The organism is Symbiopectobacterium sp. RP (genome assembly GCF_050472005.1).
Taxonomy (GTDB): Bacteria; Pseudomonadota; Gammaproteobacteria; order Enterobacterales; family Enterobacteriaceae; genus Symbiopectobacterium.
In genome coordinates, this window is sequence record NZ_JBGOGS010000001.1 from 166,018 (window position 1) to 188,224 (window position 22,207).

The window sequence follows — 22,207 nt, forward strand, 5'->3', positions numbered from 1 at the left end:
ACCCACAGGTTCATGAACGCCGAAGCCAACAACGCCAAGGGTGGTGGCAACAGGGTGACGTTCAGAGTGCCAGTAACCCATGACGGCAACAAGTGGCTCGTTCTGAATTATGCCCTGCCCACAATGGTGAGTGACAGGCAAAAAAACCCGGTTACCCGGGCTTTTAGCGGTATCGCTGCGCCATTACACGCAGCGGAACACCAGTGAACCGTTAGTGCCGCCAAAACCGAAGGAGTTACACAGTGTGTATTCCATATCGGAAACCTGACGTGCTTCATGCGGTACAAAATCCAGGTCGCAACCTGCGTCCGGGTTATCCAGATTGATGGTCGGCGGAACAGCCTGATCGCGCAGCGCCAGCGCCGCGAAGATAGATTCCACAGCACCCGCAGCCCCTAAAAGGTGGCCGGTCATGGATTTGGTTGAGCTCACCATTACGCGGCTCGCTTGTTCACCAAACACAGATTTGACTGCGTGCGTTTCCGCCAGATCACCCGCTGGCGTAGAGGTACCATGCGCGTTGATATACCCAATCTGGGCCGGGGTAATACCTGCATCGTGCAGGGCATTTTGCATCGCCAACGCAGCGCCAGCGCCATTTTCCTGCGGTGACGTCATGTGATAGGCATCGCTGCTCATGCCGAAGCCAACGATTTCGGCGTAAAATTTCGCGCCGCGTTTCTTCGCATGTTCATACTCTTCCAGCACCATGATCCCGGCACCGTCACCCAGCACAAAACCATCACGATCTTTATCCCACGGACGGCTTGCCGCCTGAGGATTGTCGTTACGTGTGGAAAGTGCACGGGCTGCGCCAAATCCACCAACGCCCAGAGGCGTACTGGCTTTTTCCGCGCCGCCGGCCAGCATAATATCTGCATCGTTGTAAGCAATGATGCGCGCCGCATGGCCAATATTATGCACGCCAGAAGTACAGGCAGTGGCAATGGAAATACTCGGACCACGCAGTCCGAACATGATGCTCAGATGCCCAGCCACCATGTTAACAATGGTGGAAGGGACAAAGAACGGACTGATTTTACGCGGACCGCCGTTCACCAGTGAACTGTGGTTCTCTTCAATGAGCCCCAAGCCACCAATGCCGGAACCGATCGCCGAACCGAAGCGCGTCGCGTTTTCTTCCGTCACTTCAATACAGGAATCACGCATGGCATTAATGCCAGCAGCAATACCGTATTGGATAAAAGCATCCATCTTGCGCGCTTCTTTGCGCGAGGTGAAATCCTCACTATTGAAATTCTTTACTAAGCCAGCAAAACGGGTTGCATAGGCAGTAGTATCGAAATGGTCGATCAGGCTGATGCCACTCTGACCGGCAAGAAGAGCACTCCAGGTGGACTCAACTGTATTGCCGACAGGAGTTAACATGCCCAGTCCGGTCACAACTACACGACGCTTAGACACGCTTGTCCTCCAGGGAGGGAAAATATGACACTGCGGGATAAAGAAAACTTAGGCGGTCGAATGACCGCCTAGATATGTTCGCTTACTGCTGGTTAGCCTGAATAAAATCAATGGCTGCCTGAACAGTTGTGATTTTTTCTGCTTCTTCGTCTGGAATTTCAGTATCAAATTCTTCTTCCAGCGCCATTACCAGTTCAACGGTGTCAAGAGAATCAGCGCCGAGATCATCAACGAAGGAAGCGTTGTTAACCACTTCTTCCGGTTTAACACCAAGCTGTTCAACGATGATTTTCTTAACGCGTTCTTCGATAGTGCTCATTCTCTTAAATTTCCTATTAAAACTCGCTTTCGCGATGGTTTTCGTAGTGTATAAAATGTTGAAAAAGATGCAACAAAATCTCGGCTGGTCTAACCACGATTTTGTGCTATTTTGCGGTTTTCACCGCAAATAACGCAAATAAATTCCGAGCTAACTAGATCATATACATGCCGCCGTTGACATGCAACGTCTCACCCGTAATATAACCAGCCTCATCGGAGGCCAAAAAGGCAACAGCACTTGCGATCTCTTTCGCTTCCCCAAGTCGGTTCGCAGGAACTTGGCTCAAAATGCCTGCACGTTGTTCTTCTGTCAATGCCTGCGTCATATCGGTTTCGATAAAACCTGGCGCAACCACATTGACAGTAATGCCACGTGAGGCTACTTCGCGCGCCAGCGACTTGCTAAAACCGATCAGGCCCGCTTTCGCTGCCGCATAGTTCGCTTGTCCGCCGTTCCCCATGGTTCCCACTACGGAACCGATGGTGACGATACGGCCAAAGCGTTTTTTCATCATGGCACGTAACACCGCTTTTGACAGACGAAATACCGATGTCAGATTGGTGTCGATGATATCTTGCCACTCGTCGTCTTTCATTCGCATCAACAGGTTATCACGCGTAATGCCTGCGTTGTTGACCAAAATGTCGATTTCACCGAAATCCGCACGAATCGCTGTCAATACCGCTTCAACGGACGCCTGATCGGCGACGTTGAGCATATACCCTTTGCCATTGGCGCCCAACCACTCGCTGATGGCTTGCGCGCCATTTTCGCTGGTAGCGGTTCCCACCACTGTGGCACCGCGAGCCACCAGCGTTTCTGCTATCGCACGGCCAATACCGCGGCTTGCACCCGTTACCAGGGCAATTTTTCCTTCAAAGCTCATGGTACTCTCCGTTTTATTGTTCCAAGGCCGCAGACAGTGAAGCCGGATCGTTAACTGCCGCCGCACTCAGGGTGTCAACAATACGTTTTGTCAGCCCGGTCAACACGTTGCCTGGTCCCACTTCCAGCAAGCTCTCAACGCCTTGAGCAGCAACGTAGGAGACACACTCAGTCCAACGCACCGGGCTGTAAAGCTGTTTTACCAGCGCCGCACGAATGGCATCAGGATCGGTTTCGCTACGCGCATCAACGTTGTTAAGCACTGGAATGGCTGGCGTAGTAACCGTAATCGTTTTTAACGCCTCTGCCAGTTTTTCTGCCGCAGGTTTCATCAACGCGCAGTGGGAGGGCACACTCACCGGCAGCGGCAACGCACGCTTGGCCCCGGCGGCTTTGCAAGCTACACCAGCACGCTCAACGGCTTCTTTGTTACCCGCAATCACCACCTGTCCCGGCGAGTTGAAATTCACCGGAGAAACCACTTGCCCCTCTGCAGACGCTTCACAGGCAGCCGCAATAGCATCGTTATCCAGACCAATGATAGCGTACATCGCGCCCGTACCTTCCGGCACGGCTTCCTGCATCAGTTTGCCGCGCAGCTCAACCAGACGCACCGCTTCCTGAAAGTCCAGAGCACCGGCGCATACCAGTGCCGAATATTCACCCAGACTGTGGCCGGCCATCAGCGCGGGCTGTTTGCCGCCCTGCTGCTGCCACACCCGCCAAATCACCACCGACGCCGTCAACAGTGCCGGTTGGGTTTGCCAAGTTTTATTCAGTTCTTCCGCTGGGCCTTGTGCAGTGAGCTGCCACAAGTCGTAACCCAATACCTCAGAAGCCTGTGCAAAGGTTTCTTGTACTACCGGGTACTGTGCTGCCAGTTCAGCCAACATGCCGACTGTCTGGGAACCTTGCCCCGGAAATACCATTGCAAATTGCGTCATATTAAACGTCCCGTTTGATCAAAAACGAACCAGCGCAGAACCCCAGGTGAACCCGCCGCCAAAGGCTTCCAGCAGGATCAACTGACCGGGTTTTATCCGTCCATCGCGCACTGCTTCATCCAGCGCGCTGGGTACGGAAGCGGCCGACGTATTGCCGTGGCGATCGAGTGTCAGCACAACCTTGTCCATGCCCATACCCAATTTCTTCGCCGTGGCACTGATGATGCGCAGGTTAGCCTGATGCGGCACCAACCAGTCCAACTCGCTCTTATCGAGTTGTGCGGCATGCAGCGTTTCTTCAACGATATGCGCAAGTTCCGTTACGGCTACTTTGAACACTTCGTTGCCAGCCATGGTCAGATAGGCAGGTTGATCCTGATGCGCACGATCCTGATGAGGCAGCGTCAACAGGTGGCCATAGCGACCATCTGCATGCAGGTGGGTTGACAAGATGCCGGGTTGTTCCGACTGGCCCAACACCACCGCGCCCGCACCGTCACCGAACAGAATAATGGTACCGCGATCGGCAGGATCCAAAGTACGCGCCAGCGTATCTGAACCAATCACCAGCGCGTAATCTACCGCGCCGTTTTTAATGTATTGATCGGCAATGCTGAGCGCATAGGTAAACCCTGTGCAAGCCGCGGCGACGTCAAAAGCGATAGTATCGCGGATCTCCAGCATCTGCTGAATCTGACAGGCAGCACTCGGAAATGCGTGCGTAGAGGACGTGGTTGCAGCAATCAGCAAGCCAATCTTGTCCTTATCGATGCCCCCCATCTCCAGCGCGTTCAGCGCGGCCTGATGTCCCATGGTCGCCACGTTTTCATCCGGCCCGGCAATGCGGCGCTCACGGATACCGGTGCGCGTCACAATCCACTCATCGGAAGTGTCGACCAATTGTTCTAAATCAGCGTTCGTCCTGATTTGTTCAGGCAAAAAACTGCCCGTTCCGATTATTTTAGTATACATGTACGCTCAGTCACTCTTGGGTAATACAGTTTTCAAGCGCGCCGCAATCCTGTCGGGAAGTTGCCGCTGCACCGCCTGCATTGCCTGTTCGATAGCGACGGCAAACGCCCGTTGGTTTGCCGCGCCATGGCTTTTTATCACGGTGCCCCGCAGCCCTAACAGACATGCGCCATTATATTGATCAGGATTGAGATGACCGAACCGTTTCGCCAATCGCTTTTGGATAAAACAGCCGATCAACGTGAGCCACCACGCTTGCTTCGCTTTACGTCCGACATCCGTCGACGACGATTTTAGCAGTGACAGGAACATCCTTATCACGCCTTCCATCGTCTTCAATGTGACATTACCCACAAAGCCGTCACAGACCATCACGTCGGTTTTGCCCGTCAGTAACTCATTGCCTTCAAGATAACCAATATAGTTAATCGAGGGCGTATTCTTTAACTGCGCGGCCGCATCGCGAATCGCGGCCAAGCCTTTGGTCTCTTCTTCGCCGATGTTCAGCAGTGCAACGCGCGGATTGTGCAGCGACAGCACCTCTTCGGCCATCACTGAACCCATCACAGCAAACTGTACCAATTGCACACTGTCACACTCGACGTTGGCACCCAGATCCAGCACCACCGTTTTGCCCTGCTGCTGATGCGGCAACACCGTCACCAAAGCAGGACGATCAATACCTTCCAACGGCTTGAGCAACAGTTTCGCCAGTCCCATCAAGGCACCGGTATTTCCGGCACTCACGCACGCCTGTGCCCTACCCGTTTTAATCAGTTCCAGCGCAATGCGCATCGACGTACCACGACTGGCACGGATCGCCTGCGATGGACGCGCATCACTCACAATAACCGATTCAGCCGGCACAATTTCCAACCGGGACAGTAAAGCAGAATCGACTTTGGCGAGTAATGGATGAAGCGCAGCGGGATCGCCGACCAATAACAAGTGAAGACCCGGATTAGAAGCCAGTGCCTGCAATGCCGCAGGCACCGCTACGCAGGGACCGACGTCCCCGCCCATTGCATCTAACGCCAGTGTGAGGCGTGTCAAGGTATTGCCTCGCTAATAATTCGCGAGAATTATTTGGCAATAACCTTGCGACCGCGGTAGTAGCCATCCGCAGTGATGTGATGACGCAGATGAGTTTCGCCAGAAACTTTGTCTACGGAAACAGAAGAGGTGGTCAGGGCATCGTGAGCACGACGCATACCACGTTTGGAACGGCTAGGTTTGTTCTGTTGTACGGCCATGGACCTTACTCCTTAATTACTTACGCTTTAAACTGGCTAATACGGCAAACGGGTTCGGTTTCTCCACCTCTTCAGGCAGTTTACCGAACACCATGTCCGCTTCGGACACTTCACAGTGTTCAGAATCATGTACCGGAGCGATGGGCAATACGAGAATAATCTCATCTTCAACCATTGCCAGCAAATCGACCTCGCCAAACTCATCGACATCGATTGGCTCATACGCTTCCGGCAGAGCCTCTGCCTGCTCGTCATTGACGACAGGACTGAAACAAAATTTGGTGTGAATCTGATGTTCGAACAGCTTTTGGCAGCGCTGGCACATCAGCGTAACGGCCACTTGTGCACTGCCGTTAATCACCGCCAAGCGCTGATTATCGATATGAAACGATAAAGAGACCTGAACATCACTATCCACACTGACCACAGACTCGGCAACGCGTGCAACTGTGTAAACACCGACATAGTCTAAACGTTTTTGAGCCGTGCGAACCGCATCCAGGGTCAGGGGTAATTTTACCTCTTGCATAGGGTGCGCATACTAACGTCGTAACGACTTAGAGTCAAAGGAAAAGGCGGCGTTGTCTTACTATAGCTAAACAACTTAATTTTGATTACATTATTTAAATGAGCTATTCAATTGATTTTAGACGTAAAGTGATATCTACACGGGAAGAAGAAGGGTTGAGTATCCGAGAAACAGCGAAGCAATTTCGGATTGGCCCTGCCTCTGTATCGCGTTGGATTAATCAAATAGCGTCAAAAGCATCAACCACGCGTCAGCGAAAGAGCGATAAATCCGAGTTGATAAAAGATGTTGAACCATATCCAGATGCTTACCAAAAAGAACGTGCAGAGCGTTTTGGCGTTTGTCAGAAGGCCATTTGGCAAGCTCTTAAAAAGCTGGGATTGACCTATAAAAAAACGCTACGTCATCCGAAAGCCGACGAAAGCGCCCGGCAAGCATTTCAACAAAAAATACAACAGTATGGAAAAGAAGGAAAACCTATTGTTTTTATTGATGAAAATGGTTTTCCACACGATACCCCACGGACTCACGGCTATTCCCCAAAAGGTCAACGGTGTTTTGGCCTGAAGAACGGGGGAGCCAAGGGAAGAACAAATGTTATCGGCGCGTTATTAGGCACAACGCTGTTTGCTATCGGATTATTTGATATCAATATTAACAGCGATGTTTTCTATTCCTGGGTCACACAAGTCCTTATCCCAGTACTCCCTAAAAACAGTGTAATCGTGATGGACAATGCAACTTTTCACAAAAAACATAATATTCAACAAGTCATCATCGATGCAGGGTATATGGTGGAGTATTTGCCTACATATTCGCCAGATCTTAACCCCATTGAGCATAAATGGGCACAAGCAAAAAGCAAAAAAAGAGAGAGTGGTTGCGATACAGAGATTTTGTTCTCAGTCCATATGGTGTAATCAAAATTAAGTCGCTTGGCTATATTTTATCAAGATTCGCGATCGCCCAGATTCGCTTTCTCAGCGGCGCACAGTGTAAAATGCCTTTTTTGATTACGCTACAGTTTATCGTAAAAATTATGTCTCAGATTGTGCTTGCCTCTACCTCTCCTTACCGTAAAAGCCTGCTCGACAAGCTGGGACTGCCTTTTCAGTGTGCCAATCCCGATATCGATGAAACGCCACGTCCGCAAGAAAGCGCCGTCGCGCTGGTTGAGCGATTGGCACGGGAAAAAGCGCAAGCGCTGGCTACTTGCTATCCCACGCACCTGATTATCGGTGGCGACCAAGTTTGCATGCTTAACGGTGTTATTACAGGAAAACCGCTGATTGCGGAAAAGGCAGCGCAGCAGTTGCGTCAGGCCAGCGGTAACCGCGTCACCTTTTATACTGGTTTGGCGCTGCTCAACAGCGCCAGTGGCGCGTTGCAATCGCAGGTCGAGCCCTTTGAGGTGCATTTTCGTGCGCTGAGTGAGGAAGACATTGCGGCCTATCTGGCGCGAGAGCAGCCGTGGTACTGTGCAGGCAGTTTCAAAAGTGAAGGATTGGGGATTGCCCTGTTTGATAAACTTTCCGGACGCGACCCCAATACCTTGGTTGGCCTGCCGCTTATTGCGCTGTGCGAGATGCTGCGCCATGAGGGCGTCAACCCATTAACATGGACCGGATTAGGGTAACCAGCACGCACCGCGTCACAGTCCCTCTCGTTATCCTCGGCAAAAGCCGGGGATCCCTGTGAGAATAAACGCGTTTCTTCCGCACGAGATTCCCGCCTTCGCGGGAATGACGGTTGGTGGCGGGAGTTACTGTTTTAGCTAGATTACCAAACATCACTGATGCTATAACCAACCGACTTAAAAATGATTACAACAGATACCCTGATATGCGGCAAAAAAAGCATAGCTGGCTGTTATCAAAATAATGTCGGTTGGCTATATTTCTGCTGCCACAACACCTGTAAGCAGTGGCGTAATGCCCCATCAAGCGGCGCTTCGACACGCATCATCTCACCGGTGGCCGGATGCTCAAAGCTCAACGACTGCGCATGCAAGAACAAACGCGACAGCCCGGTAGCAGCCAGTTGCCGGTCAAATTCTCTGTCGCCATAGCGATCGTCAAACGCGATAGGATGGCCTGCGTGCAGCGTATGTACGCGGATCTGATGGGTGCGCCCCGTCACCGGACTGGCGCGCACCAGCGTCGCCTGCTCAAAACGATCTTCCACTTTGAAACGGGTTTCTGAGGGTTTCCCTTCGCTACTGACCCGCACTACGCGCTCGCCGCTCTGCAAAATATTCTTTAACAGCGGTGCCTGCACCACTTTGCAATGGGATTTCCACTGACCGCGTACCAGCGCCAGATAATTTTTCTGCATGCCCTTGAGCCGCAGTTGTTCATGCAGCGCACGCAGCGCCGAACGTTTTTTTGCTACCAGCAATACGCCTGAGGTATCACGATCGAGCCGGTGCACCAATTCCAGAAAGCGCACTTCAGGCCGCAGCGCGCGCAACCCTTCGATGACACCGAAGCTCAGCCTGCTGCCGCCATGCACCGCCGTGCCGGAGGGTTTATTGAGCACGATCAAGCTGTCATCTTCATACAAAATGCAATCGGCTAACGCGGTTACCTTATCGAGACTGGCTGACACCGCTGGTTCATCGCGTTCCGCTACGCGCACGGGAGGAACACGCACCACATCGCCATCCAGTAGCTTATATTCCGGCTTAGTACGTTTTTTGTTCACTCGCACCTCGCCTTTACGCAAGATGCGATAAATCATACTTTTCGGCACGCCTTTAAGCCGCGCCAGCAAAAAGTTGTCGATACGCTGCCCTGCTTCATCGGCAGAAACTGCGATAAATTGTACTGATGGATTCTCTGTTTTCATGATGCGCGATTCTAAATAGACCGTGCAGATAGCGCCACTCCTTTTTATGTGTTTAACTGTCTGTCAGGTACTTAATGGGCTGTTACCGAGATATTGGGCCAACTGATTGCCATCGAACGCGCGAACTTCAGTCATACTGCTCGCACATTTGATAAAAATCACGACAACAATCTTGTTGCACATCCATAAAGTCACCTTGCTATAACAGTACCAGCAATGGAATAATGCTGTGGTTTTACCCGCCTATCTTCCTGAAACAGTGGAAAGGGCAAAATAGGCAAATTTGCCTGATAACGCATAAACGCAGCAATGGCGTAAGACGTAATGCGTAATCAAGCAGTTAGCGGGCTGCGGATGGCAGCTTGACCGGTAAATGGAATCAGATCTGGTGACCCTTTTTCAGAAGCTGTTCCCTCAATAAATGTGCTGTTTTCCATCAGGAAATACAGGCTACCGAAATATGCGCCTCTATGCAAGCGACAACCGGGAGGTTGACGTCCCTGCGATAAGCCACGAGGCCATCGGTGAACCCGGTCATTCAGCATCTTTGTCCGTAGCTCTATCAATGATGCAAGTAAAAATAACGAGTAAGTTAAGATGAAAAGAATGTTAATTAACGCTACTCAGCAAGAAGAGTTGCGTGTTGCTTTGGTTGATGGTCAACGTCTCTACGATCTGGATATTGAAAGCCCAGGCCATGAGCAGAAAAAAGCCAATATCTATAAAGGAAAAATCACCCGCATCGAACCCAGTCTTGAAGCTGCTTTTGTTGATTACGGAGCAGAAAGACATGGTTTCCTTCCGTTAAAAGAGATTGCTCGCGAATACTTCCCCAGTAACTATGCCTCCCACGGTCGTCCCAACATCAAAGACGTGTTGCGCGAAGGACAGGAAGTTATTGTTCAGGTTGACAAAGAAGAGCGTGGCAACAAGGGCGCAGCGCTGACTACCTTTATCAGCTTGGCGGGCAGCTATCTGGTGTTGATGCCGAATAACCCGCGCGCAGGTGGCATTTCTCGTCGCATTGAAGGCGACGATCGCACAGAATTGAAAGAAGCACTGAGCTCGCTCGAACTGCCTGATGGCATGGGGCTTATCGTGCGTACCGCTGGTGTCGGCAAATCTGACGATGCGCTCCAGTGGGATCTGGCGTTCCGTCTGAAACACTGGGATGCCATCAAAAAAGCGGCAGAAGGTCGCCCTGCCCCTTTCCTGATTCATCAGGAAAGCAATGTTATTGTTCGCGCATTCCGCGATTATTTACGCCCGGATATCGGTGAAATTCTTATCGATAACCCGAAAATCCTCGACCTTGCCAAAGAGCATATTTCTGCCTTGGGCCGTCCAGATTTCAGCAGCAAAATCAAATTGTACAGCGGTGAAATTCCGTTGTTCAGCCACTATCAGATCGAATCGCAGATTGAATCCGCTTTCCAGCGTGAAGTGCGCTTGCCTTCTGGCGGCTCGATTGTCATCGATACCACAGAAGCATTGACGGCGATCGATATCAACTCGGCCCGTGCAACACGCGGCGGTGATATCGAAGAAACCGCCTTCAACGCCAACCTCGAAGCGGCTGATGAAATCGCCCGCCAGTTGCGTCTGCGTGACCTCGGTGGCTTGATTGTTATCGACTTTATCGACATGACCCCGGTTCGCCACCAGCGCGAAGTGGAAAACCGCCTGCGCGATGCCGTTCGTCAGGATCGCGCCCGTATTCAGATTGGTCGCATCTCTCGCTTCGGCCTGCTGGAAATGTCTCGTCAACGGTTGAGCCCGTCGCTCGGTGAATCCAGCCATCACGTCTGTCCGCGCTGTAGCGGGACGGGCACTATCCGTGATAACGAATCCCTGTCGCTCTCTATCCTGCGTTTGATTGAAGAAGAAGCGCTGAAAGAGAACACCCAGGAAGTTCACGCTATCGTACCGGTGCCTATCGCGTCTTATCTGCTGAACGAAAAACGCGAAGCCGTGAATGCCATTGAGAAACGTCAGGGTGGCGTTCGTGCCGTTATCGTACCGCACGATGGTATGCAAACGCCGCACTACCACGTTATGCGTGTGCGTAAAGGTGAAGAAAAGACCACGCTCAGCTATCTGCTGCCGCAGCGTCTTGATGCAGAGGCACAACAGGTTCAGGAAGAGCAATCTCTGGAGCGCAAGATTCCTGAGCAACCGGCCTTGGCCACGTTCACCATGCCTGACTTGCCTGAATCGCCAGTAATCACACCGAAACCAGCAACAAAAACAGCGCCAGAGCAAGTTTCTGCGCCTGCAACGCTTGGGCTGTTTGGCCGTCTGTTCGGCGCGTTGAAAAACATGTTCACCAGCGCGGAAAGCCAACCGGAAAGCACCAACACGCAAGAAACCGCCTCGACGGAGCAACGGCAAGAGCGTCGTTCCGGTCGTCGTCAAGGATCGGGCAACCGTCGCGATCGTAATCGACGTGATGGCGCACGTGACGGCCGTGATGGTAACAAAGAAAGCCGTGACAGCAACCGCGAATCACGGGATGAGAAGCGTCGCAACAAACGTCAGAACGCGCCAGCGGTGACAGAATCTGCCGCTCCTGTTGAAGAAGCGGTAGAAAAAGCACCACGTGACGATCAGCAACGTCGTGAACAACGTGCAGAGCGTCAACGTCGTCGTCAGGATGAAAAACGTCAGGCCCAGCAAGATGTTAAAGCCCTAAACCGCGATGAAGAAAGCGCACAGGATGAGGGTGAACAGGAGAAACCGACGCCGGTAATGCCGCGCCGTCAGCGCCGCCAGTTAACACAGAAAGTGCGTATCATTGACGGTGACGCAGCACACGCTGAAAGCCAGGTTGAAGCATCAACATCCCCTGCACCGGTAGCAGAACACGCGCTGCCACTGTTGACGGATGCCGTGACAAACGCGCCTGCGGAGACTGAAGCCAACGCAGAGCAGGCAGAGGCGGGCCGTAGTGATGCCAATATGCCACGCCGCTCGCGCCGTTCACCGCGTCATCTGCGCGTGAGTGGTCAACGTCGTCGTCGCTATCGTGATGAGTGTTATCCGACACAATCGCCGATGCCGTTGGCGCAGGCTTCTGCTTCGCCGGAGATGGCATCCGGTAAAGTGTGGGTCCGCTATCCGGTGGCTGCATTGGCACAAAACGACGAACAATCGACTGAGCTGGCACCAGCTGTCGAAGCACCCATTGTGGCACTGCCAGTCATTGCTGCACTTGACGAGCAAATACAGCCTGTTGCAGCACCTGCAACGGACATCGTCAGCGCACCACTCGTAGACGACACGGTTAGTCCTGCGCCGGTTGCAGCTGAAAATGTCGCACAAGACTCGGTCGAAACACCTGTTACCGTTGAACAGGCTGTAGTCCCTGAGGCGGTCGTAACAACAGAACCCGTTGAGGTTGCTGATGCAGAAGTGACTGAGCCTGTCGCTGGCACGGAAACCACCTCAGAGCAAAGCCCAGTTGTCGAGGAACAGCCGGTGGTAACACCAGCGGTACCCGCAGCTAGCGCTGGACAGGCACCTGTTGAAGCCGTTGAGGAACACGCCGCAGTAGCGGCGATTCCTCAGGCAACAGAAGAAACCGCACCAGCGATTGCTGAAGTTGAAACGACTGAAGTCGAAACCGCTGAAACGGCCGTGACAGCAGCCGACGCGATTGAGACCGTTGCACCCATTGCCGCTGTCGAACCTGCGCCCGTGCTTGCCGAGCCTTCTGTTTCGACCACGACTCGTGCGGTACAACCGTTACGCAGTATGGCTAAACAACAGCACTCAGCCTCCGCACCGATGACCAAAGCGCCTGCGCCAGCCTACGATGCGGAAGCACCGCGCCACAGCGATTGGGTACGCCCGACCACCGAGTTCGCCGTTAAAGGCAGCGCGGGTGGTCACTCTGCCGTCAACCACGCGACCGCAGCAGCAGCAAAACCCGCCGCGTTTGAGTAAATACGCCATCCAGGCACAAAAAACCCCTCTTCGGAGGGGATGCTTTAAGACTTATCATCCTGAAATAAAAGGATTTATTTCTACAATTATCCACAAATCGTCCACATCGAACATCAAGGCTCCAATTTTTGGGCCTTCTCTTTCATCCCCTCCCACTAAATCGCCACGTAAGGCTTCATTCTGCTCATTACGTTAGTCAATTCTGTCATGTGATTACGGTTCTTCCGACACGCTACCGGGGTTGAATGATGAATTATAGCTAAACGACTTAATTTTGATTACATTATTTAAATGAGCTATTAAATTGATTTTAGACGTAAAGTGATATCTGAGTTATTAGCAAATCTGGTGTATGGCGATCAGGCTACGTTCCGCTCTGATGCTTCGTGAATTTGTTCTCCATCCTTAAATTGGACGTTGCTTACAACCAGGGTCAGCAGGTCAAATCCTCTTAGTCGGTTCCAGCTTTTCTGAGCTGACTGGAGCAGCTTAAATACCATACCATTGACAGGGTTGTTTCTCTCGAACCACCGTTCTTCGCGCCTCTGCTTCGTAGCCTCACAGTCGCAAAAGCCGATTCAATCGGATTTGTCGTTCTTATTGACGCCCAGTGCTCTGACGGGAAGTCGTAGAATGCCAGCAGTTCTTCTCGAGCTTTCTCCAGCTTCTTCATCGCTGCAGGATACTTCGCTGAAAACCTTGCCAACAAAACATCAAAGGCTTCATTAGCGGCATCGCGGCTCTCTGCTAGCCAAACCTCCCACAGCTCAGCCTTAACTTTCGGTTGCATGGCTTTGGGGTGTGAAGCCAACACATTAGCGGTTTTGTGCACCCAACAGCGTTGGTGCTGCGTGTCCGGGAATATCTTTGCCATTGCATTCCAAAAACCAAGGGCACCGTCTCCCGTAGCCAGCTTCGGAGATACGGTTAGGCCACGTGCTCGCAGGCCATTAAGAAGTTCGGCCCAGTTTGCTTCTGACTCTCGATAAACATCTTCGACCGCAAGCAGCTCCTTACGTCCATGCTCAGTGACGCCGATAATGAGCAGCAGGCAAAGGCGATCATCTTGCCTGACATGGCTGTATATGCCATCGGCCCAGAAATAAACGTAGCGCGTATCGCTTAAATCACGCAGGCACCATTGCCTGTGCTCTTCAAGCCATTGCTGTTTCAGTCTGCTGATAGTACTGGCAGAGAGGGCATTAGCTTTTTCACCGAGAAGCGCCCTCAGGGCTTCGTGAAAATCACCGGTGGATATGCCTCGCAGGTACAGCCATGGTATAGCCAACCGACTTAAAAATGATTACAGCCAATGCCCTGATATGTGGCAAAAAAATACAGCTAATTGTTATCAAAATAATGCCGCTTGGCTATACAGCATGGGCCTTTTGCTGACGTTATAGTCTCCCTAACGTCAGTTTTAGTGCAGTGTGTTTACGTTATATCCAACCCCGCACACAGTGGTGGCTAAGCGATAGTAGTCACCACTGTGCAGGCTTATGCCGCCAAGGTGTGCTGAGCCATGTCAGTCAGAAGTCCAGCAATGAAGTCGATACGCTCTGGCCTTTCGCTGAGGTCTTTAATAAATTTCAAGCGGGTAGGGCCATCCAAACGATAGACGCGAGGATCGCTCTGTAACAGGCCAATCAGATGTGCAGGATCGACCCTGTTATGGGCACTGAACTCGATAAATCCGCCTTTTTCGTTGCCCTCGATACGTTTGATGCCCAGCGATTGCGCGTGCTGGCGCAGCGCGGCAATCTGCAACAGATGGCGCGTGGCATCCGGCAGGGTACCAAAGCGATCGATAAGTTCCACTTTCAGCTCTTCCAATGCGCTATCGTCCTTGGCGCTGGCAATGCGCTTGTAGAATGACAGTCGCGTGTTGACGTCAGGGATAAAGGCCTCCGGCAGCAAGGACGGTAGGCGTAATTCCACCTCGGTTCGACTGCTGATCAGATCTTCCAAAGAGGGTTCGCGCCCGGCTTTGAGCGCATCGACCGCGCTTTCCAGCAGTTCCATATAGAGTGAAAAACCGACGGTTGTCATTTGCCCGCTTTGATCTTCGCCAAGCAGTTCACCCGCGCCGCGAATCTCCAAATCATGGGTTGCCAGTGCAAAGCCTGCACCCAAATCCTCCAGTGATGCGATGGCTTCCAGACGCTTGTGCGCATCGGTACTCATCACCTTCGGATTTGGCGTCAGCAGATAAGCATAGGCCTGATGGTGCGAACGTCCGACGCGCCCGCGCAACTGGTGCAACTGGGCCAAACCGAAATGGTCTGCGCGCTCAATGATGATGGTGTTGGCGCTGGGAATATCGATGCCGGTTTCGATGATGGTTGTGCACACCAGAACATTAAAACGTTGATGATGGAAATCGCTCATTACCCGTTCCAGATCCCGTTCGCGCATTTGGCCGTGACCAATCGTGATGCGCGCTTCAGGCACCAACTCCGCCAGGCGTTGAGCGGCTTTCTCGATGTTTTCTACGTCGTTGTAGAGGTAATAAACCTGTCCGCCGCGCAGAATTTCACGCAGCATCGCTTCACGCACCAACAGGCCATCGTATTCGCGAACAAAGGTTTTTACCGCCAGACGGCGCGCGGGCGGTGTGGCAATAATCGAGAGATCGCGCATCCCGCTCATCGCCATGTTCAGAGTACGTGGGATCGGTGTGGCGGTCAGCGTCAGGATATCCACGTTAGCACGCATCGCTTTGATACGCTCCTTGTGGCGCACGCCAAAGCGGTGCTCTTCATCCACAATCAGCAGCCCAAGGTCGCGCCAGTGCACGTCACTTTGCAGCAGTTTGTGGGTGCCAATCAGAATGTCTACCTTGCCTTCCTGCGTTTGTTCCAGCACCTGCGTCTGTTCTTTGGCACTGCGGAAACGGGAGAGCATTTCGATACGAATGGGCCAATTGGCAAAGCGATCGCGGAAATTGTCGTAATGCTGTTGTGCCAGCAGAGTGGTCGGCACCAGCACGGCTACCTGTTTGTGGTTTTCCACCGCGAGGAACGCGGTGCGCATCGCAACTTCGGTTTTACCGAAGCCGACGTCACCGCATACCAGCCGGTCCATTGCCAGCGGCTGACACATATCGCTCAGTACGGCATTGATGGCTTGCGCTTGATCCGGTGTGGTTTCGAATGGGAACCCCTCGCAGAAAAGTTGGTATTGTTCGCGATCGTGCTTAAAGGCAAATCCGCTTTTCGCTGCGCGCTGCGCGTAGATATCCAGTAGTTCGGCTGCCACATCGCGTACTTTCTCTGCCGCTTTTTGCCGCGCACGTGACCAGGCATCGCCGCCCAGTTTGTGTAATGGTGCATTTTCATCGCCCCCACCGGAATAACGGCTGATGAGGTGCAATGACGAAACCGGAACATAGAGTTTATCTTCCCCTGCGTAGGTCAGGATCATGTACTCTGCGGTGATGCCACCGGCTTCCAGCGTCGTGAGGCCGACGTAACGCCCAACGCCGTGCTCCAGATGCACCACCGGCTGGCCCGGATGCAGTTCGGCCAAGTTGCGGATCAGTGTATCGGTATTAATGGTGCGACGGCTGTCCTGACGTCGACGTACAATGCGTTCACCGAGCAGATCGCTTTCACAAATCAAGGCGCGTTGGCGCAGCGTGTCGATAAAACCGTGCTCGCTGGCACCGATAATCAGATAAGCGCCGGGTTTGTCCGCCTGATCCAAGCGGGTAATTGGCGCTGGTGCCAGTTTGATGCGTGCCAGTAATTCCTGAAGGGTTTCACGACGCCCCTCGCTTTCAACGGAAAAGATCACCTGTCCGGTAAAACCTTCCAAAAAACGTCGCAGTGCATCCAGCGGCGCTTTGTTCTGATGCTGGATGGCGATGTCCGGAAGCGTTTGGTAACCGAGGTTGCGGTGCGCTGCTTTTTCCGTCAGCGTTTCTTTGCTGAGCTGAACGCGCGGCCAGGCTTTCAGTTCACTGAACAACGCATCGACTCGCAACCACAAGGTGTCCGGCGTTAACAGAGGACGCATCGGGTCTACGCGGCGGCTTTCAAAACGTTGTTGAATATCGGACCAAAAGCGGGTAGCGCTTGCTTCAAGATCGCCTGTATTAACCAACAGCGTATTGCTGGGGAGATAGCTGAACAGCGTGCTGAGCGGCTGTTCAAAAAACAGTGGTTGCCAATATTCAATGCCCGCAGGCCAGGTGCCTTTGCTGACCTGTTGATAAATATGCTCGGCATCACGACGCACTTCAAAGGTTTCGCGCCATTGGCTGCGAAAGCGTTCGATGGCATTTTTGTCGGTAGGAAATTCATGCGCAGGTAGCAGGCTGATTTGTGCCACTTCGTGCAACGTGCGCTGGTTATCAACATCAAATACGCGCAGGCTATCTACGTCATCATCGAAAAAATCGATGCGGTAGGGTTCTTCACTGCCCATGGGGAAGAGGTCCAGCAGCGCACCGCGCGTGGCAAACTCCCCGTGTTCCATTACCTGATCGACACTGCGATAGCCTGCCTGCTCCAACTGCGCGCGCAGTTTATCGCGCGACAGGCGTTGTCCTTTTTTCACCATCAACGCATGGCCGTGCAGGAAGGTGTGCGGGCACACCAACTGCATTAGCGTATTGACTGGCAACACCAGTACGCCGCGGGTCATTTCAGGGAGGTGATACAGTGTGGAGAGACGCGCCGAGATGATCTCTTGATGCGGCGAGAAACTGTCGTAAGGCAGCGTCTCCCAGTCAGACAACGTGGTGACCGGATGCACCGTAAACTGCTGAAGTTCATCGCGTAGCCGCAGCGCGTTTTGCATATCGGGTGCGATAAGTACAACCGGCCCGGCGTGGCGTTCAATGATGTCGGCACACTCAACGGCACAGGCAGCGCCGGTTAGTTGGCCTAACAGACGTTGTTCACCCGCTTTTATGGGCAGAGCATAGCGATTTTTTTCAGGCATATTCCGAATATCTGGTGTTGCCCCGTTCCAGCATAAGAAAAAGCAGTGTAGAAAGCGGGGTAGGGTTCCATAAAGTGATATGACCCTTTATTATCCTTGATCACTTTGCTTTAGCAACCTTATCCAGACGGATTTCATGTATCAACCTGTCGCTTTATTTATTGGCCTGCGTTATATGCGTGGGCGAGCATCGGATCGCTTTGGGCGATTTGTCTCCTGGTTATCGGCCATTGGCATCACGTTAGGCGTCATGGCGCTGGTGACCGTATTGTCGGTGATGAACGGATTTGAACAGGAGCTTGAGGAGAGCATCCTGGGATTGATGCCGCAGGCGGTGGTGACCACAGCGAGCGGTTCACTTGACCCACAGGCATTGCCTGCATCATCGTTGAGCACCTTACAGGGCATAACGCGCATAGCGCCAATCACCACGGGTGAAGTGGTGTTGCAAAGCGCGCGCAGTGTGGCAGTCGGAGTCATGCTGGGCATTAATCCCGATGAACCCGAGCCTTTGTCGCGTTTTTTGAAAAATACCTCGCTCACTCAACTTCAAGCGGGTGAATACCAGGTGATCCTTGGCGAGCAGTTGGCCTCTCAACTTGGGGTCAAACGTGCTGAACAACTGCGTATTATGGTCACCGGTGCCAGTCAACTCACGCCAATGGGGCGCATTCCCAGTCAGCGCTTGTTTACCGTAGCAGGTACCTTTGCCGCAGGTAGTGAAGTGGATGGTTACCAGATGCTGGTGAATCAGCAGGATGCGTCGCGTCTGATGCGTTACCCGACCGGGCACATAACCGGTTGGCGCCTGTGGCTGGAAAACCCGTTGGATATTGTGGCGTTCAGTGCACAGCCGGTGCCACAAGGGTTGGTGATGAAAGATTGGTGTGAGCGCAAGGGCGAACTGTTTCAGGCCGTTCGCATGGAAAAAAATATGATGGGGCTGTTGTTGAGCCTGATCGTCGCCGTCGCGGCGTTCAATATCATTACGTCGTTAGGGTTGTTGGTGATGGAAAAGCAGGGAGAGGTGGCCATTTTGCAAACGCAGGGGCTGACCCAACGCCAGATTATGGCGGTGTTTATGGTACAGGGGGGAAGCGCCGGGGTGGTTGGTGCTCTGCTGGGCGCAGTGCTCGGTACGCTGTTGGCTAGCCAGATCAATACGCTGATCCCGGCATTGGGGCTGTTGCTGGATGGTGCCGCGCTACCCGTTCATATTGATGCGGTGCAGGTGGTGACCATCGCGCTAGTGGCGATGATCGTTGCCCTGCTGTCTACCCTTTATCCTTCCTGGCGCGCCGCCGCCGTTCATCCCGCAGAGGCTTTACGCTATGAATGATTCCCTGTTGTTGCAATGTAATGATCTGTGCAAGACCTACCAAGAAGGGAAGCTGTCCACCGAAGTGCTGCATCATGTGACATTCAGCATGCAGGCCGGCGAAATGATGGCGATTGTCGGTAGTTCCGGTTCGGGGAAAAGTACCCTGTTGCATCTGCTGGGCGGGCTGGATGCGCCCAGCACGGGTGATGTTATCTTCAAAGGTCAGGCGCTCAGTGGGCTCTCCGCCGCCGCTAAATCGGCGCTGCGCAACCGTGAACTGGGCTTTATCTACCAGTTTCACCATTTATTGCCGGATTTCACCGCGTTGGAAAATGTGGCGATGCCACTGCTGATTGGCAACACGCCGCCTGCGCAGGCGCAGGATCAGGCGCGCGCTATGCTGGCCGCCGTGGGTCTGTATGCACGGCGCGAGCACCGTTCTAGCGAATTGTCCGGCGGGGAACGTCAGCGCGTGGCCATCGCCCGCGCGTTGGTGAATAACCCGTCGCTGGTGCTGGCGGATGAGCCTACGGGTAACCTCGATCAGCGCACGGCGGATACCATTTTTGAACTGCTGGGCGAGTTAAACGTGCGTCAGAGCACCGCGTTTCTGGTGGTGACTCACGATTTGTCGCTGGCTGCGCGTTTGCGTCGCCAGCTGGAGATGCGTGACGGGCAACTTCAGCAAGAGTTAACCCTGATGGGAGCCGCGCAATGAGTTTTCCCCCGCTCTCCCTGCTGATTGGCCTGTGTTTTAGCCGTGGCCGTCGGCGCGGTGGCATGGTTTCCCTGATTTCGGTGATCTCCACCATCGGTATTGCGCTCGGGGTGGCGGTGCTGATCGTCGGCCTCAGTGCGATGAACGGCTTCGAACGTGAATTGAAAAATCGTATTTTGGCTGTGGTGCCTCATGGTGAAATGGAACCGGTCAATCCGCCCTTCACCGGCTGGCAGAACATGCTGCCTAAAATTGAGCAGGTGCCTAGTATTGTTGCCGCTGCGCCCTATGTGCATTTTACTGGGCTGCTGGAGAGCGGTGCCAGACTGCGCGCGATACAGATGAAAGGCGTCGATCCGCAACAGGAACAACGCCTCAGTACTTTGCCAACGTTTGTGACAGGAAATGCGTGGGCCAATTTCAAAGCAGGTGAGCAGCAGGTTATTCTCGGCAAGGGCGTTGCTCAGGCGCTTGAGGTGAAAACCGGGGATTGGGTGACGGTGATGATCCCCAATAGCGATCCGCAAATGAAGCTGTTGCAGCCGAAGCGCATTCGCCTGCACGTGAGCGGTATTCTGCAACTTAGCGGGCAACTCGATCACAGTCTGGCGTTGATCCCGTTGGCTGACGCGCAGCAGTATCTTGACATGGGTGATGATGTCAGCGGCATTGCCATCAAGGTCGACGACGTGTTTGCCGCCAGCAAACTGGTGCGTGACGCGGGGAAAGTGACCGACACCTATATCTATATTCGTGACTGGATTGGCACCTACGGTTACATGTACCGCGACATCCAGATGATTCGGACTATCATGTATTTAGCGATGGTACTGGTGATTGGCGTTGCCTGTTTTAACATTGTTTCCACGCTGGTGATGGCGGTGAAAGACAAAAGCAGCGATATTGCCGTATTGCGCACCTTGGGGGCGAGCGACAGGCTGATCCGTGCCATTTTCATCTGGTATGGACTACTGGCAGGTCTGCTTGGCTGTGTGATCGGTGCCGTGATCGGGGTGGTGGCGACGTTACAGCTGAGTGTGATCATGCACGGGATTGAATCGCTGACCGGACACCATTTTCTGTCGGGCGATATCTATTTTATCGATTTTCTGCCGTCAGAATTGCACATGATGGATGTGGTTTTGGTACTGCTCACCGCCGTGGTGTTGAGCTTGCTGGCCAGTTGGTATCCGGCGCGGCGCGCCAGCCGTATTGAGCCCGCTCGCGTGCTAAGCGGGCAATAGCGCTACGGCCACTTGCAATCGCATAACCTATTCAGCCACAGAGGAGTGAGCCATGTATAGTCAAGCGACTTAATTTTGATTACACCATATGGACTGAGAACAAAATCTCTGTATCGCAACCACTCTCTCTTTTTTTGCTTTTTGCTTGTGCCCATTTATGCTCAATGGGGTTAAGATCTGGCGAATATGTAGGCAAATACTCCACCATATACCCTGCATCGATGATGACTTGTTGAATATTATGTTTTTTGTGAAAAGTTGCATTGTCCATCACGATTACCCTGTTTTTAGGGAGTACTGGGATAAGGACTTGTGTGACCCAGGAATAGAAAACATCGCTGTTAATATTGATATCAAATAATCCGATAGCAAACAGCGTTGTGCCTAATATAGCCAAGCGACATTATTTTGATAACAATTAGCTGTATTTTTTTGCCACATATCAGGGCATTGGCTGTAATCATTTTTAAGTCGTTTGGCTATAAGGCGAACCACAACTAATCTGAGTGTCAGAGCTACGCTTGGCTGAACTTTCACTCTCCGTCCGGTGTTCTTGTCTTTCCGCTTCGCTTTTGCTGTTCGCGTTATGATCACGGATGTTTCCCCGATCTCCATATTGGCTTTTTTCCCTTTCCAGCCAACCTGTCCGTTTGCGATAAATGGCAGATCGTCTGCAATTTCACCAATTTTACGGGTGTCACCGCCCCACTCGGCCCGATGCCCTTCCTTTCCCCGGATAAGCCAACATATTCCCTGGGAGCTTAATGTGCGCATATGCTCGATATAGCTAAACGACTTAAAAATGATTACAGCCAATGCCCTGATATGTGGCAAAAAAATACAGCTAATTGTTAT

The 22,207-nt window shown here is 52.7% G+C and carries 20 protein-coding genes and 1 pseudogene; 7 read left to right on the forward strand and 14 right to left on the reverse strand.

The features are described from left to right. The first annotated feature begins 12 nt into the window (after window positions 1–12). On the forward strand, window positions 13–207 hold the full coding sequence (locus tag ACD630_RS01160; protein ID WP_430357845.1) for a hypothetical protein: 195 nt from the start codon (window positions 13–15) through the stop codon (window positions 205–207). Here the strand turns inward: ACD630_RS01160 and fabF are convergent. From fabF to yceD, 8 genes are all read right to left on the reverse strand, one after another. Further along, on the reverse strand, window positions 184–1,425 hold the full coding sequence (gene fabF, locus ACD630_RS01165) for a beta-ketoacyl-ACP synthase II (RefSeq protein WP_430357846.1): 1,242 nt from the start codon (window positions 1,423–1,425) through the stop codon (window positions 184–186). The genes ACD630_RS01160 and fabF overlap by 24 nt on opposite strands. Window positions 1,426–1,507: 82 nt before the next feature. Then, on the reverse strand, window positions 1,508–1,744 hold the full coding sequence (acpP, locus tag ACD630_RS01170; protein WP_012765204.1) for an acyl carrier protein: 237 nt from the start codon (window positions 1,742–1,744) through the stop codon (window positions 1,508–1,510). A gap of 154 nt (window positions 1,745–1,898) precedes the next feature. After that, window positions 1,899–2,633, reverse strand: a complete 735-nt coding sequence (gene fabG / locus ACD630_RS01175; protein ID WP_252319469.1) for a 3-oxoacyl-ACP reductase FabG — start codon at window positions 2,631–2,633, stop codon at window positions 1,899–1,901. 13 nt (window positions 2,634–2,646) lie between these two features. Beyond that, the gene (gene fabD / locus ACD630_RS01180) at window positions 2,647–3,576 is read right to left on the reverse strand and encodes an ACP S-malonyltransferase (protein WP_430357847.1); all 930 of its coding nucleotides are present in this window, start codon (window positions 3,574–3,576) and stop codon (window positions 2,647–2,649) included. A gap of 18 nt (window positions 3,577–3,594) precedes the next feature. After that, entirely contained in the window at window positions 3,595–4,548 is a 954-nt protein-coding gene (locus ACD630_RS01185) for a beta-ketoacyl-ACP synthase III (RefSeq protein ID WP_430357848.1), read from the reverse strand. A 6-nt stretch (window positions 4,549–4,554) separates the two neighbouring features. After that, a complete protein-coding gene (gene plsX, locus ACD630_RS01190; RefSeq protein ID WP_430357849.1) occupies window positions 4,555–5,601 on the reverse strand; it encodes a phosphate acyltransferase PlsX in 1,047 nt (348 codons plus the stop codon). A gap of 29 nt (window positions 5,602–5,630) precedes the next feature. Then, window positions 5,631–5,801, reverse strand: coding sequence for a 50S ribosomal protein L32 (gene rpmF, locus ACD630_RS01195; RefSeq protein ID WP_009112338.1), 171 nt, complete (start codon window positions 5,799–5,801; stop codon window positions 5,631–5,633). 16 nt (window positions 5,802–5,817) lie between these two features. Further along, a complete protein-coding gene (yceD, locus tag ACD630_RS01200) occupies window positions 5,818–6,330 on the reverse strand; it encodes a 23S rRNA accumulation protein YceD (RefSeq protein WP_430357850.1) in 513 nt (170 codons plus the stop codon). Window positions 6,331–6,428: 98 nt separating this feature from the next. On the opposite strand from yceD, the gene ACD630_RS01205 reads away from it, so the two are divergent. Further along, a complete protein-coding gene (locus ACD630_RS01205) occupies window positions 6,429–7,250 on the forward strand; it encodes an IS630 family transposase (RefSeq protein ID WP_430357851.1) in 822 nt (273 codons plus the stop codon). A 119-nt stretch (window positions 7,251–7,369) separates the two neighbouring features. Then, complete coding sequence (locus ACD630_RS01210) at window positions 7,370–7,966, forward strand: Maf family protein (protein ID WP_430359837.1); 597 nt, start codon at window positions 7,370–7,372, stop codon at window positions 7,964–7,966. 236 nt (window positions 7,967–8,202) lie between these two features. Here the strand turns inward: ACD630_RS01210 and rluC are convergent, their stop codons facing one another. Next, window positions 8,203–9,177 carry a 23S rRNA pseudouridine(955/2504/2580) synthase RluC gene (gene rluC, locus ACD630_RS01215; RefSeq protein WP_430357852.1) on the reverse strand — a complete coding sequence of 325 codons (975 nt, stop codon included), beginning with the start codon at window positions 9,175–9,177 and terminating at the stop codon, window positions 8,203–8,205. Window positions 9,178–9,774: 597 nt separating this feature from the next. On the opposite strand from rluC, the gene rne reads away from it, so the two are divergent. After that, on the forward strand, window positions 9,775–13,122 hold the full coding sequence (rne, locus tag ACD630_RS01220) for a ribonuclease E (RefSeq protein WP_430357853.1): 3,348 nt from the start codon (window positions 9,775–9,777) through the stop codon (window positions 13,120–13,122). Window positions 13,123–13,481: 359 nt separating this feature from the next. Here rne and ACD630_RS01225 read toward each other — a convergent pair. Beyond that, window positions 13,482–14,404, reverse strand: a pseudogene (locus ACD630_RS01225) (IS256 family transposase); the annotation flags it as partial. A gap of 215 nt (window positions 14,405–14,619) precedes the next feature. Continuing rightward, on the reverse strand, window positions 14,620–18,069 hold the full coding sequence (gene mfd, locus ACD630_RS01230) for a transcription-repair coupling factor (protein WP_430357854.1): 3,450 nt from the start codon (window positions 18,067–18,069) through the stop codon (window positions 14,620–14,622). Window positions 18,070–18,205: 136 nt separating this feature from the next. Here mfd and lolC point away from each other — a divergent pair, with 136 nt between their 5' ends. Genes lolC through lolE form a run of 3 tightly spaced genes read left to right on the forward strand, consistent with a single transcriptional unit; the run spans window position 18,206 to window position 21,352 of the window. After that, entirely contained in the window at window positions 18,206–19,408 is a 1,203-nt protein-coding gene (gene lolC, locus ACD630_RS01235) for a lipoprotein-releasing ABC transporter permease subunit LolC (RefSeq protein ID WP_430357855.1), read from the forward strand. Further along, complete coding sequence (lolD, locus tag ACD630_RS01240; RefSeq protein ID WP_430357856.1) at window positions 19,401–20,108, forward strand: lipoprotein-releasing ABC transporter ATP-binding protein LolD; 708 nt, start codon at window positions 19,401–19,403, stop codon at window positions 20,106–20,108. The genes lolC and lolD overlap by 8 nt, the downstream gene beginning before the upstream one ends. Beyond that, window positions 20,105–21,352, forward strand: coding sequence for a lipoprotein-releasing ABC transporter permease subunit LolE (gene lolE / locus ACD630_RS01245; protein ID WP_430357857.1), 1,248 nt, complete (start codon window positions 20,105–20,107; stop codon window positions 21,350–21,352). Before lolD ends, lolE begins: the two co-directional genes overlap by 4 nt. Window positions 21,353–21,354: 2 nt before the next feature. Here the strand turns inward: lolE and ACD630_RS01250 are convergent, their stop codons facing one another. From ACD630_RS01250 to ACD630_RS01260, 3 genes are read right to left on the reverse strand one after another with little or no spacing between them, the layout of a single operon-like run. Further along, window positions 21,355–21,507: a hypothetical protein gene (locus ACD630_RS01250; protein ID WP_430357858.1), complete on the reverse strand. Its 153-nt coding sequence runs from the start codon at window positions 21,505–21,507 to the stop codon at window positions 21,355–21,357. Next, entirely contained in the window at window positions 21,432–21,749 is a 318-nt protein-coding gene (locus ACD630_RS01255; RefSeq protein ID WP_430357859.1) for a transposase, read from the reverse strand. The genes ACD630_RS01250 and ACD630_RS01255 overlap by 76 nt, the downstream gene beginning before the upstream one ends. After that, entirely contained in the window at window positions 21,737–22,168 is a 432-nt protein-coding gene (locus ACD630_RS01260) for a hypothetical protein (RefSeq protein WP_430357860.1), read from the reverse strand. Before ACD630_RS01260 ends, ACD630_RS01255 begins: the two co-directional genes overlap by 13 nt. Between the last annotated feature and the right edge of the window lie 39 nt (window positions 22,169–22,207).